The 12,310-nt window shown below is 72.1% G+C and carries 14 protein-coding genes and 1 pseudogene; 12 read left to right on the plus strand and 3 right to left on the minus strand.

What is annotated here, in order from left to right; translation table 11 throughout:
• The first annotated feature begins 55 nt into the window (after positions 1–55).
• From ACZ6ZP_RS14625 to ACZ6ZP_RS14650, 6 genes are all read left to right on the plus strand, one after another.
• A complete protein-coding gene (locus ACZ6ZP_RS14625) occupies positions 56–1,003 on the plus strand; it encodes a DMT family transporter (protein ID WP_351156631.1) in 948 nt (315 codons plus the stop codon).
• Positions 1,004–1,107: 104 nt separating this feature from the next.
• A complete protein-coding gene (locus ACZ6ZP_RS14630) occupies positions 1,108–1,611 on the plus strand; it encodes a methylated-DNA--[protein]-cysteine S-methyltransferase (protein ID WP_366463538.1) in 504 nt (167 codons plus the stop codon).
• 26 nt (positions 1,612–1,637) lie between these two features.
• Positions 1,638–2,372 carry a 2OG-Fe(II) oxygenase gene (locus ACZ6ZP_RS14635; protein ID WP_469406940.1) on the plus strand — a complete coding sequence of 245 codons (735 nt, stop codon included), beginning with the start codon at positions 1,638–1,640 and terminating at the stop codon, positions 2,370–2,372.
• Positions 2,369–2,671, plus strand: a complete 303-nt coding sequence (locus ACZ6ZP_RS14640) for an Ada metal-binding domain-containing protein (RefSeq protein ID WP_361463900.1) — start codon at positions 2,369–2,371, stop codon at positions 2,669–2,671. The genes ACZ6ZP_RS14635 and ACZ6ZP_RS14640 overlap by 4 nt, the downstream gene beginning before the upstream one ends.
• Positions 2,668–3,231: a hypothetical protein gene (locus ACZ6ZP_RS14645; protein ID WP_469406943.1), complete on the plus strand. Its 564-nt coding sequence runs from the start codon at positions 2,668–2,670 to the stop codon at positions 3,229–3,231. Before ACZ6ZP_RS14640 ends, ACZ6ZP_RS14645 begins: the two co-directional genes overlap by 4 nt.
• Positions 3,228–3,887, plus strand: coding sequence for an alpha-ketoglutarate-dependent dioxygenase AlkB family protein (locus ACZ6ZP_RS14650; RefSeq protein ID WP_469406945.1), 660 nt, complete (start codon positions 3,228–3,230; stop codon positions 3,885–3,887). The genes ACZ6ZP_RS14645 and ACZ6ZP_RS14650 overlap by 4 nt, the downstream gene beginning before the upstream one ends.
• Positions 3,888–3,908: 21 nt before the next feature.
• On the opposite strand, the gene ACZ6ZP_RS14655 is transcribed toward ACZ6ZP_RS14650, so the two are convergent.
• Positions 3,909–4,529 (minus strand): L-threonylcarbamoyladenylate synthase, encoded by a 621-nt coding sequence (locus tag ACZ6ZP_RS14655; protein ID WP_351156616.1) that lies wholly within the window; start codon positions 4,527–4,529, stop codon positions 3,909–3,911.
• Between the two features lie 65 nt (positions 4,530–4,594).
• Positions 4,595–5,353, minus strand: coding sequence for a PP2C family protein-serine/threonine phosphatase (locus ACZ6ZP_RS14660; RefSeq protein WP_469406947.1), 759 nt, complete (start codon positions 5,351–5,353; stop codon positions 4,595–4,597).
• Positions 5,354–5,531: 178 nt separating this feature from the next.
• Between ACZ6ZP_RS14660 and ACZ6ZP_RS14665 the strand changes: the two genes are divergently transcribed.
• From ACZ6ZP_RS14665 to ACZ6ZP_RS14675, 3 genes and pseudogenes are all read left to right on the plus strand, one after another.
• Positions 5,532–6,503, plus strand: a complete 972-nt coding sequence (locus ACZ6ZP_RS14665) for a helix-turn-helix transcriptional regulator (protein WP_469406950.1) — start codon at positions 5,532–5,534, stop codon at positions 6,501–6,503.
• A gap of 193 nt (positions 6,504–6,696) precedes the next feature.
• Positions 6,697–7,263, plus strand: a pseudogene (locus ACZ6ZP_RS14670) (dioxygenase family protein); the annotation flags it as partial.
• A gap of 147 nt (positions 7,264–7,410) precedes the next feature.
• Positions 7,411–8,925 carry an FG-GAP-like repeat-containing protein gene (locus ACZ6ZP_RS14675; protein WP_469406952.1) on the plus strand — a complete coding sequence of 505 codons (1,515 nt, stop codon included), beginning with the start codon at positions 7,411–7,413 and terminating at the stop codon, positions 8,923–8,925.
• A gap of 96 nt (positions 8,926–9,021) precedes the next feature.
• Here ACZ6ZP_RS14675 and ACZ6ZP_RS14680 read toward each other — a convergent pair whose 3' ends face one another.
• Entirely contained in the window at positions 9,022–9,600 is a 579-nt protein-coding gene (locus ACZ6ZP_RS14680) for a TIGR04222 domain-containing membrane protein (RefSeq protein ID WP_469406954.1), read from the minus strand.
• A gap of 144 nt (positions 9,601–9,744) precedes the next feature.
• On the opposite strand from ACZ6ZP_RS14680, the gene ACZ6ZP_RS14685 reads away from it, so the two are divergent.
• From ACZ6ZP_RS14685 to ACZ6ZP_RS14695, 3 genes are all read left to right on the plus strand, one after another.
• Positions 9,745–10,326: a hypothetical protein gene (locus ACZ6ZP_RS14685; RefSeq protein WP_361463888.1), complete on the plus strand. Its 582-nt coding sequence runs from the start codon at positions 9,745–9,747 to the stop codon at positions 10,324–10,326.
• A gap of 58 nt (positions 10,327–10,384) precedes the next feature.
• Complete coding sequence (locus ACZ6ZP_RS14690) at positions 10,385–11,365, plus strand: ArsR/SmtB family transcription factor (RefSeq protein WP_469406956.1); 981 nt, start codon at positions 10,385–10,387, stop codon at positions 11,363–11,365.
• A 249-nt stretch (positions 11,366–11,614) separates the two neighbouring features.
• Entirely contained in the window at positions 11,615–12,241 is a 627-nt protein-coding gene (locus tag ACZ6ZP_RS14695; protein ID WP_351157945.1) for a peptidoglycan-binding domain-containing protein, read from the plus strand.
• The last annotated feature ends 69 nt before the right edge of the window (positions 12,242–12,310 follow it).

The following is a 12,310-nucleotide window of genomic DNA, read 5'->3' on the forward strand; positions in this document are numbered from 1 at the left end:
ACAACGGCCCGAGGGCGAGGGCCCGCCATCAAGGCCCCGACCAAGGAGAGCGACAGTGAACGGCGTCCCCGGACGAACGTGGGCAGCGGCCAGGGTGGGCGTACTCGCCCTCCTCTGGGGATCGACCTTCCTCTGGATCGAACTGGCCCTGGAGGGCCTGTCTCCCGTGCAGGTCACCCTCCTGCGCTGCACCCTGGGGGCCGCGACCCTGACGGTCGTGCTCTTCGGTACGCGCAACCGCCTGCCCCGCGGCCTCAAGACGTGGAAGCACGTCTTCGTCGCCGCCTTCTTCTGCAACGCCCTGCCCTTCGGCCTCTTCAGCGTCGGCCAGCAGACCGTCGACTCCGGAGTGGCGGGCGCGCTGAATGCCACGACCCCGCTGTGGTCGGTCCTGATCGGCCTCGCCATCGGCACGGAACGCGGACTGCGCCCCGTACGCCTCGCCGGACTCCTCATCGGTTTCGCGGGTACGTCGCTGATCTTCGCCCCGTGGCAGCAGTCGGGCATGACGAGTTGGGGCGCCCTCGCGATCGTGGGCGCGGCGGCGAGCTACGCCGTCGGCTTCGCGTACATGGGGCACCACCTCGTCGGGAAGGGCATGCCCACCCTCTCCCTCTCCGCGGCCCAGCTCATGGCGGCCACGGGCCTGACGTCGCTCGCCCTGCCGGTCGGCGGCCTGGAGGCGATCCACGTGGACCGCACCGCCCTGATCGCCGTCGTGGTCCTGGGCGTCTTCGCCACCGGTGTCACCTTCCACCTCACCTACCGGATCATCGCGGACGAGGGCGCGACCAACGCCGCGACCGTCGGCTATCTGCTGCCGGTGGTCTCCGTGGCGCTGGGCGCGGTCGTGCTCGACGAGGCCTTCAGTCTTCGGGTGGCCGCGGGCATGGCGGTCGTACTCGTCGGGGTCGCCATGACGCGACGGCAGAAGCGCGACCCGGCACCGACGCGCCAGGTGGCGGCGGCTCCGGCAGGCGCCGCGGAGGCCCGCAGGGCGTGAACGCCCCGTCCGAATCCCGCCAGCACGCGCGATCGCGACACCTCAGTGTGGGAGGTGGAAAGAAGCGAAGAAGCGCGGAACGGAAAGGGAAGAGGGTGGCCACGATGACCGTCCACACGACCGTCAGCAGCCCGCTCGGCGAACTGCTGCTGGTGGGGGAGCCGACATCGGACGGCGTCTCGCTGACGTCACTGTCCATGCCGGGCCAGCGGAACGCCCCAGCCGTGCACGGGAGTTGGATGCACGACCCGGATCGATTCCCGGAGATCGCACGGCAGCTCGCCGCCTACTTCGCCGGTGAACTCACCCGGTTCGACATGGAGTTCACCCCCGGCGGCACTGACTTCCAGCGGCGCGTCTGGAGCGCCCTGGAGGAGATCCCGTACGGCACGTCGACCACCTACGGCGCGCTCGCCGAGCGGCTCGGCATCGAGCGCGGGCGGGTCCAGGCCCTGGGCGCCGCGATCGGCGCGAACCCGTTGCTGCTGGTGCGCCCGTGCCACCGCGTGATCGGCGCGGACGGCTCGATGCGTGGGTATGCGGGCGGCGTGCGGCGCAAGGTCGAACTCCTCACCCATGAGGGCGCCCTCCAGCCCACCCTCGTCTGACCCGCACGACCGCGAAGGACCTCATCATGATCGACACCACTCACCCGGCGGACGCCCGCGTCGGCGAACGCGTGGCGGCCGGGGACTGGGACGCGCTGACCGCCGAGCTCGACGAGCACGGCAACGCCCTCACCGGCCGGCTCCTGACCCCCGGCGCCTGCCGCGACATCGCCGCCCTGTACGACGAGACCGACCGCTTCCGCACCACCATCGACATGGCCCGCTACCGCTTCGGTTCCGGCCAGTACCGCTACTTCACCCATGAACTGCCCGATGCCGTACGAGAGTTGCGCGAGGCGTTCTACCCGCGGCTGCTGCCCGTCGCCCGCGGCTGGGCCGCGAAGCTCGACAAGCCGGCCCCCTGGCCCGACAGCCTGGGGGAGTGGGTGGAGATGTGCCACGCGGCCGGGCAGGCCAAGTCCGCGCAGATCCTGCTCCGTTACGGACCCGGCGACTGGAACGCCCTGCACCGTGACGTCTTCGGCGACATGCTCTTCCCGCTCCAGGTCGTCGTCGGTCTCGACGCCCCTGGAACCGACTTCACCGGCGGCGAGTTCATCATGACCGAGCAGCGCCCCCGCGCCCAGTCGCGCGGATCGTCCACGACGCTGCCGCAGGGCCACGGGCTCATCTTCACGACCCGCGACCGGCCCGTGGCCTCCAAGCGCGGCTGGTCGAACGCGCCGATGCGGCACGGCGTGAGCACCGTGCGCTCCGGGCGGCGGCACACGCTCGGCCTGGTCTTCCACGACGCGGCGTGAACCCCGCCCCGGCCGGGCGGCCGGACCCGCGCAGGTACACGCTGTGCGGCCCGGACGGAGAGCCGTACCCCAGCGGCACACCGGGCACCCTGGGCGGACACCGCCGCGGACGGCTGTACGGCCGCCTCGACTGCCCCTCGGCGCTGCGGGCCGTCGCCCGCGGCGGCTACGCCACCCACCGGGTGTTCTTCCCCGACGAGGCCACCGCGCTCGCCGCCGGATACCGCCCCTGTGCGGTCTGCCTGCCCGATCAGTACGCTCGCTGGAAGGCAGACCCAGAAAGCACCGGCACACCATGAGCATCCTGACGGAGCGGGAGTCATCCCGCTCGCCCCTGATCGGCGCCGCCGAGCAGGCCGCCCACGCGGACCTGCCCGCGCCCGCCCCGCACACCGACGCCGAACTCGCCGCCCTCATCGGCCTGTTGACGCTCCCGAAGGCGCGGATCGAGACCGTCACCATCGGCCACGGCCGCGACACGGCCTCCCGAGCCGCCGCCGAAGCCTTCACCGCGGCATGGACGGCCCGCGGCGGCACGGTCCTGACCACGGTGAGCTGGCCCGAGACGGCCGCGTCCTGGCTGCGCCCCGCGATCCGCCTGACCGCGGCGGCGCCGGACGCCTGGGTCCTGGCCGCGGCCCCGCTCGGCCTCGCCCAGCTGGCCCGCCGTCTGCGCCACTCCACCGACTGGGACCCGGCCCGCAGCTACGCCTTCGCCTCACTCCAGGACTCCCGCGTCCCCGCGCTCGCCGGGGACGACGTGCTCCACGGCCTGCGGGGCGCCACCGCCGACGGCGCCACCTGGCACGTACGCCACCGCTGGGTCACCACCTGTCCGCCCGCCGAGGTGACCGCGTGAGCGCCCTGATTCCCCGCCCCACCACGGAGATCGCGCCCGGCGCGGTGCACGTGCCGCAGTGGCTCACCCCGGACCAGCAGCGCGCACTCGTCACGGCGTGCCGGGAGTGGGCCACCGGGCCGGTGCCGATCCGCCACACCGAGCTGCCGCGCGGCGGGGTCATGTCGGTGCAGACGGTGTGCGTCGGCTGGCACTGGCGGCCCTACCAGTACACGCGCACCGCCGGTGACGTGAACGGCCGGCGGGTCGCCGCGTTCCCGGACTGGATGGTCGACCTGGGCCGCCGGGCGCTGACGGCGGCGTACGGGGACGTCTCGTCCACGGCCGACTACACCCCGGACACGGCGCTGATCAACTTCTATGACGGGCAGGCCAAGATGGGCATGCACCAGGACAAGGACGAGCGGTCGTCGGCCCCGGTGGTCTCCCTGTCCATCGGCGACAGCTGCGTCTTTCGCGTGGGCAACACCCAGACCCGCACCAAGCCCTACACCGACATCGAACTGGCCTCCGGCGACCTGTTCGTCTTCGGCGGGCCCTCGCGCTACATCTTCCACGGCGTGCCCAAGGTCCACGAGGGCACCGCGGACCCCGCCACCGGCCTGACCTCGGGCCGCCTGAACATCACGATGCGGGTCACCGGCCTCACCGGCTGAGCCCACGCCTGGCCGGAGGGGCTACTCGAACCGCGAGGTGTCGCCCGCTCCGTGGCGCACGATCTGGGCCTCGCCGTCGGAGAAGTCAATGACCGTGGTGGGGCTGGTGCCGCAGTCGCCCGAGTCGACCACGGCGTCCACCACGTGGTCGAGCCGTTCCTTGATCTCCCAGCCCTGCGTCAGCGGCTCCTCCTCGTCGGGCAGGAGCAGCGTGCTGGAGAGCAGCGGCTCGCCGAGCTCGGTGAGCAGGGCCTGCGTGACGACGTGGTCGGGGATGCGGACGCCGACGGTCTTCTTCTTCGGGTGCAGGAGCTGGCGCGGCACCTCCTTCGTCGCGGGAAGGATGAAGGTGTAGCTGCCCGGCGTCGCGGCCTTGATCGCACGGAACACGTCGTTGTCGATGTGCACGAACTGACCCAGCTGCGCGAAGTTCTGGCACACCAGGGTGAAGTGGTGGCGATCGTCCAGGTTCCGGATCTTCCGGATGCGGTCGAGTCCGTCGCGGTTGCCCAGCTGGCAGCCCAGCGCGAAACAGGAGTCCGTCGGATACGCGATCAGCGCGCCGGAGCGGATGCTGTCGGCCACGGTGCTGATGCTGCGGGGCTGGGGGTTGTCGGGGTGCACGTCAAAATACTTCGCCATCCGCCGAGCGTACGTGATCGCACCAGTGGTCCCCGGCTTCTCGGTGGGCACGACCGGCCGGGCGGCTAGTCGTCGTCGACGACGCTGATCAGCGCGAGCGTGATGTTGTCGGGGCCACCGGCGTCGATGGCGGCCTTCCACAGTTCGAAGACCGCCCGGCCGCCGTCGTGGGCCGTGAGGATCTCGTCGAGGGTGTCCTCGGGCACGGGGTCGGTCAATCCGTCGGAGCAGACCAGGAAGCGTTCACCCCCGACGAGCGGCACCGTGCTGACGTGCGGTGTGACCGCGCTGAACCGGAGGGCACCGCCGAGCGCCTGCGTGACGATCGACGTGGTGCGCCGGCCCGGCGCGGGCGGCGGGCTGTCGTCGACGCTCATCCGGCGAAGCGTCTCGCGGGCGCCGCCGCGGCTCACGTCGAGCACCCTGCTGTCACCGACGTTGAACACCAGGAGTTCCTTGCCGAGGACCACGACACCCGCGACCGTCGTCCCCATGGTGGTCAGCTCCGGGTCGATCTCGGCGGCCGCGTACACGGCGTGATTGCAGACGTCCAGCGCGTCACGAACGGCTTGTTCGCCGTCCAGCGAGGCGCCGAACGACGCCAGCTGCCGTACGACGATGCCGCTGGCCACCTCGCCGCCGGGCTGGCCGCCGATGCCGTCGGCGACCGCGACGACGAGGGGGTTGCCGAGCGGAAACCCCAGCGTCTGCGGGTTCTCGGTCGTGGTCCCGCACAGCGTCCACGGGCCGACGGCCAGACTGTCCTCGTTGTGATCGCGCACGAGCCCGGGGTGGCTCAGCGCCGTGACTGTTATGTAGGGCATTCCTGTCCCGCCTCTCCGCAACGGCAGGCGTGCTCCGCACCACCATTGTCACGCCGGGAGCCCCTCTCGGCTCAGTGGCGGACCGTGGTCACCCCCTGCCCACCGGTGACCCGCGCATGCCATGGTGGGGGATTCGGCTGGTCTGGACCAGCCGCCGGTCGTGGTGAGGAGCGTACGCATGCGCGGCACAACGGTCTTGCCCGGCGAGGGGAACAGCGGGTTACCGGGCAGCGGGCCACCCGGTGAGGAGGACATGCCGACGCATCGTCTTGAAGTGCCGATGCCCAACGCGCTGCCGTTCGCCATCGGCACCTTCGACACCATCGGGCCGATGTCCCGCGCGGCGTTCCCGCACCGGCACACCTTCCACGAGATCGTCCACGTCACCGGCGGCACCGGCAGCCACGTCGTCGATCTGACCCGCTTCGCGCTGCGGCCGCCCGCCCTGTGCTTCATCGCGCCCGGCCAGGTCCACCACTGGGAGAACGCCGACGGCCTGGACGGGCACGTCATCCTCTTCACCGACGACTTCCTCCTGGACCACCCCGCGGACCGCCACGCGCTGCGGGGGCTCAGCCGGCGCTCCTGTCTCGAACTCCCCGCCGACGCGGCCGACCGGACCGCGCGCCTGGTCGCCGAGCTGGACGCCGAGTACCGGACGGGCGCCGACGGATTCCAGAGCGTGCTGCGGGCCCTGCTGCACGTCCTGGTGGTGCGGGCGGCGCGGCTGCCCGCACACCACCCGGTACCGGACGCGCCCGCCCCGCGCTCGCGGCCCGGCTCGGTCGCCGCGGAGTTCGTGCTGCTGCTCGGCACTCCAGAGGGGGCTCTGCGGTCCGTGCGCGGGTGCGCGCAGCACCTGGGCGTCTCCGTGAGCTACCTCAGCGAGGCGGTGAAAGCGTCCACGGGCCGCACGCCCGGCGAACTGATCCGGCAGGCCCGGGTGCACGAGGCCAAGCGCCTGCTGCTGCGTACGGAGTTGTCGGTCCGTCAGATAGCGGCCCGGGTCGGCTTCGGCGACCCGGCCTATTTCTGCCGCTTCTTCCGCCGCGAGACCGGTGCAAGTCCCGGGGACTTCCGGCGCGGCGGTGGCGATATTCACCACGACCACCGCCTTGAGTCCATCGCCCGCGCCGGGCCCTCCGCATAGCTTCGGAGCCGATCCGGAACCCACCCCACCCCCCCCAGGAGGAGCGATGGAGCGCGAGATCGGCACGACCGGAGACGGCATACCTGACGACGGCTTACGCGACGACGGCTCACGTGCCGACGGCTCACGTGCCGACGGTGAGGGCGGCGGCCCCAGCCGCAAGACCGTCCTGAGAGCGGCCGCCGCGGTGGGCATGTCCCTGCCCGTGGCCCTCATGGGCGTCCCCGCCCTGGCCAGGACCGCGGGCGACCGGGGCGTGGCCCCGGAGGCGACCCCGGCCTGTGACGACGGCGACGACCCGACGCCCCCGCAGATGGAGGGGCCCTACTTCAAACCCAACTCCCCCCGGCGCACCTCGCTCCTCCAGCCCGGCACACCGGGCGTACGGCTCACCGTCACCGGCTACGTCTTCGGGCGGGCCTGTCGGCCGATTCCCCGGGTCCTGATGGACTTCTGGCAGGCCGACACCTACGGGACGTACGACAACACGGGATTCCGCTTCCGCGGGCACCAGTTCACCGACGCCAACGGCGCGTTCAGGCTCACCACCATCGTGCCCGGCCTCTATCCGGGCCGCACCCGGCACCTGCACGTCAAGGTGCAGGCCCCGGGGCGCCCGGTGCTCACGACCCAGCTGTACTTCCCCGGTGAGCCGCGCAACAACACGGACCCGATCTTCGACGCCCGGCTGCTCATGAACGTACGCACCGTCGGCAACACGAAGGAGGCGGACTTCGACTTCGTCCTGAACGTGCCGCAGTAGTCCCGGCGGGTGGGGCGGCTGAGCGGCGTGGGGCGGCATACAACCTTTGGTGGCCGTGGAGGGTCAAGTGATCGGCCGTCATGAACCGGCGGTGAACTCCGCCGGGCGGCCGACCGGCCGAACTCTGAACCAAAGGGAACCCGTATGTCGCGAGCCAGTCGCTCAGCCCGTCGCACCCTGCCCCTGATGGCCGCCTCGCTGCTCGTGGGCAGCGGCCTCTCGGCCCTGGCCATCGGGGCGGGCAGCGCCCAGGCGGCCACCCCGGCCGCCGACGCGGGCCGCGCGAGCGCCGCCGCGGAGAAGGCGACCGACGACTTCAACGGCGACGGCTACGCCGACCTCGTGGTCGGCGCCCCTGGCGGCACCGTCTCCGGCCAGGCCAAGGCCGGGTACGTCGTGGTGACCTACGGCTCCAAGGACGGTCTCGCCCCCGCCAACAAGAAGATCATCAGCCGCTCCACGAGCGGGGTGCCCGGCGCGGCCACCGCCAAGCAGGAGTTCGGCAGGCACTTCACCAAGGCCGACCTGGACGCGGACGGGTACACGGACGTGGTGATCGGCACGCGGCCCGCCGGCGTCGGCTCGGTGATCCTGTGGGGCTCTCCGAGCGGCTTGACCGGCGGCACCGGCATCAGCACCTTCGGATTCTCCCCGCGGGCCGGGGACTTCGACGGCGACGGCACCACCGACCTGGCCCTGTTCGACCTGGTGGGCTCGCACGGCGACGACCCGGTCGAGCAGAAGGCCCGCCTGTGGAAGGGCCCCATCGCGCGCACCGGCGCCCCGGCCGCGACCCTCGACTTCATGGACAAGTCGCAGTGGTGGAGCTACGACAGCGACGAGCGCCCCAACCCCGTCTGCCGGGAGAAGCCCGAGACGTGCGTCGACGGACCGCTCTCCGTCCAGGGCCCGGTGATCCCGGAGGCCGTCGGCGACATCAACGGCGACGGCCGCACCGACATCGCCGTCAACGACTACGCGGGCGACGGCGAGTGGGGCAACAGCATCCTGTACGGCAGCCCCACCGGCTTCAAGCGCGGTGACGCGCCGGGATCCAGGGGAGCACTCGGCGTCGGCGACGTCAACGGCGACCACTACGACGACCTGGTCGTCGGCGACGGAGACTACGAGTCCAAGGTCATGGTCGCCTACGGCTCGGCGGACGGCCTGAAGGCGGGCGTCCAGAAGTTCGACCAGGACCTGCCCGGCATTCCCGGCGCCGAGGAAGAGGGCGACCGCTTCGGCAGTTCTCTCTCCGTCGCCGACGTGACGGGTGACGGCTACGCGGACATCGCCCTCGGTGTCGTCGGCGAGGACGTCAAGGCCGTCGGCGACGCGGGCGCCGTCGTCCTCGTGCACGGAAGCGCGAACGGCGTGACGGGCTCCGGAGCCCAGGCCTTCCACCAGGACACGGCAGGCGTTCCCGGAGTCGCCGAGGCGGACGACCAGTTCGGGCAGGCCGCGGCGCTGCTCGACGTCACCGGCGACGGACACCGCGACCTGGCGGTGTCCTCCGCCCGGGAGAACGCCCAGGCGGGCGCCCTCTGGTCGCTGCGCGGCACCTCCACCGGCCTGACCGCCACGGACTCCGTCGCCTTCGGCCCCAAGGACGTCGGGGCCCCGGACGTCGCGGCGATCTTCGGCACCACCCTGCGCTAGGAGCCGAGCGGGTCACGCGCGTGCCCGCGCCCGGGGACGATGGATCGTCGCCCCCCACGGGCGCGGGCTCGCGCGTTCCTCCTCAGTCGCTTCCGCTCAGTCGCTCCCGCCGCCTCCGCCCCCACAGCCGAAGCCGGAGTCGGAGTGGTCGGAGTCGTGCTCCAGGGCTTTGCCCATCCGGATCAGGGTCCGGCCCAGGGTGGACGGGACCAACTGCGCCTCCGTGACGCTGCGTTGGACCGTCCCCTTCGGGAGGACCTCGGGTCCGCCGAACACGTAGTCCGGCAGGCTCCCGTCCTCCTCGGCCGTCTGGAGCCGCTGCCTGCCGACCCGGGTCGGCAGGTGCCGGGCCCTGGTCACCAGGCCCCACTCTGCGAGCCGTTCACCGATCTCCTCCACCTCGGGAGACTCCCGCAACTCCGCGCACACGGCCGCCGCGCCGCGGCTGCGCAGGCACGCCGTGACCAGGGCGCGCTCGACCGGGTGCTCGGGCAGCTCCCCGTCCACGGCCTGCACCCGCGAAGCCCTGAGCCTGAGCAGTCCGCCCTCGGCCAGCGCGATCATGGCGCACTCCACCACCCGTCGCGCCCCACCCGCCAGATAGGCGACGTCGTACACCCCAAGGGCCCGTCGCCCGGCCACCGCCGTCGTGGCCCGCCTGAAGTACATCCGCATGCCCCCACCCCCTTCGGACACCCCGTCCTTCGGCTGTGGTGCCCGACGGCAGGAGTGCACATCCCTCCAACTCGCCTCTTCAGAGCTAAACTTGAGGGTCCCCGCCCCATTGGTGCCGCCAGGCCCCGCGGTCATCATGAGGGCATGCGGGAATACGAGGACGTCGATGCTGCCGGCACGGACGGCGAGGCCCTCTGGAGCGCCGCGGACGGGGAAACGCATCTGCGCCGGCTGCTGGGCGCCGTCGCCACGACAATGGCGGGGCTCGGCTTCGGCGGGCTGCTGCTCGCCGCCGACGAGCCCGTCGCCGCCGCTGTGATCGCGGGCTTCCTTCTGCTCATCGGGCTGCCCATGGCCGTCCACTGGCTGCGCGAGAGCCGCTCCGTCGTCGAGGTGCGCGTGGTGCCCGGCGACCGGTCGGCCTTGCGGCTGCGCCGCGCCGGCGGAGGGATCGTGGAACTCCCGGCGGCCTCGGTCAGCCGCGTGCACATGGTGACCACGCCGTTCCAGGAGCCCGACACTCCCGGCGACGGGTCGGTGGTACTGCACCTGTACATCCGTCACGACCCGCACAGTCGTCAAGGCCGCCGCTACCGGTGCCGATTCGCGGGGATGGACACACAGAGGCGTGCCCGCTCCCAGGAGGCGTGGAGCAGGGTGTGCCCCGCCGCGTCCTTCACCACGGGAGTGCGGAGCTGGCCGCTGCCGTCCGGCGACTACGACTGATCAGTGACGCGGCGGGCAGAAGAAGGCCGGTTACGGGGGACAGGGGGAGAGACAGGCCATGTTGCGGGTGCACTTCACGGCCGAGGACCTGGCGCGGGTGCGGGTCGCATCGGGGCCGGACTTCCTGTGGGAGATCAGCAACAGCGTACAGACGCTGCAACGGCGCGACGGGGCGCGGGTGTTCGGTGAATGGAGGCGGTGGGCGAGACCGCGGCTGTCGGACAGCTGCCGCCTCCTGTCGCCCCTCCTGCCGCCGCACGGCTGCTCTCCCGACTTCCTCACCCCCACCCACGGGGAAGGCGAGACGCTCCACGCGGCGGTCGACACGCTCGTGCGCACGCCCCGCCCGCGGTTGCGCACCGATCTGACGCGGGTGGCCGCGTCGCGTCGCCTTCCGGGCTGGACGGAGTCCCTCGCGCGCGGTGACGCCGCCGCGCTGCGGCAGTTGGGGCAAGCTCTCCACACGTACCACCTGGAGGCGCTCGCGCCGTTCTGGTCGCGCATCCACGCCCAGATCGACGCCGACCGCATCATCCGGCTGCACAGCCTCCTGGACGGCGGGACCGACGGGCTGCTGGCGGGTCTGGGGCGTCAACTGCGCTGGCGCCCACCGGTGTTGGAGGTCGACTATCCCGTGGACCAGGACCTGCGGCTCGACGGCCGGGGGCTCACCCTGCAGCCCTCCTTCTTCTGCTGGCCCACGCCCGTCACGCTCGCCGACGGTGAACTGCCCCCCGTCCTGGTGTATCCCATCGACCACGCGATGGACTGGACCCATCCCACGCCTCCCGACTGCCCGGACGACGGCGCGCTGGGGCCGCTCATCGGGCAGACGCGCGCCGCCGTCCTCAAGGCGGCGCGCACCGGGTCGTCCACGGTCGAGCTCGCCCGTCAGCTCGCGGTCACCCACCCGGCCATAAGCCAGCACGTCAAAGTCCTGCGCGCGGCAGGTCTTGTGACCACGGTCCGCAGAGCGGGACGCTCGCTGCATGTCGCGACCGCGGAAGGGCGAGCGCTGCTGCGCAGTTGCGGGTCGTAAGTCTGGGCTTTCATCGATTGCGCCCGGCATGGCCATGCCAGGAAGCTGGCCGCGCTGTTGTTGCCCACGCATCCCCCCACCGCGTTGCGTCCCGACATCCCGCCCTGCGCTTCCTAGGTCAACGCGCGTCCACCTGTGGACCCGTGCGCACGGCACGAGGGGACGCATCGACGATCCGATGAAGGAGTGGCGTTGCGCACTACTACTCGTATCCTCACCCGCCGCGCGGCCGTGGCCGCCTCGCTCGCCGTGCTCGGCACCCTCTGCGCCGTGCCCGGCGCCGCAGGAGCCTTTGAACCCCCCAGGGCCTCCGCGGAGGCCTCCGGGCACGGACTGAAGTGGTTCCAGGAACGCCACGGGCTGCCCCGGACCGGCTCGGTCGACGGCGCGACGGCCAGGGCCCTTCAGCGGGCCTCCGATGCCGAACTGCACCGGACGTTCCGGACCGCGGCCGACCTCGGCCCCGAGGAACTCGCCAACGCACGCACCGTCATCGGTGTCGGCAAGGGCGCGCAGATCCCCGAACAGGGCCTGGTCATCGCGCTGATGACCGCCATGCAGGAGTCGAAGTTCGTCAACTACCTGACGCCCGTCGACCACGACTCCCTGGGGATCTTCCAGCAGCGCCCCAGCACCGGCTGGGGCACCCCCGAGCAGATCACCGACGTCGCCACCTCGTCCAAGTCCTTCTACGGAGTGGCGCCCTTCGGCAGCAACCCGGGGCTGATCCAGATCGACGGCTGGCAGACGATGCCCCCGGGCGACGTCTGCCAGGCCGTCCAGGTCTCGGCCTACCCCGACCGTTACGCCCAGTGGGAGCAGTTCGCCCGCGACCTGCTCGCCCAGGAAGGCCCCTCGGTCCCGCCGATCCCCTGACCCCCGGGCGCCGGGTCTCGCATCCCGCACGCCCCCGCACTCTTCACGCCCCCCCACACCAGGAGCCCG

The organism is Streptomyces sp. NPDC054047 (genome assembly GCF_055585065.1).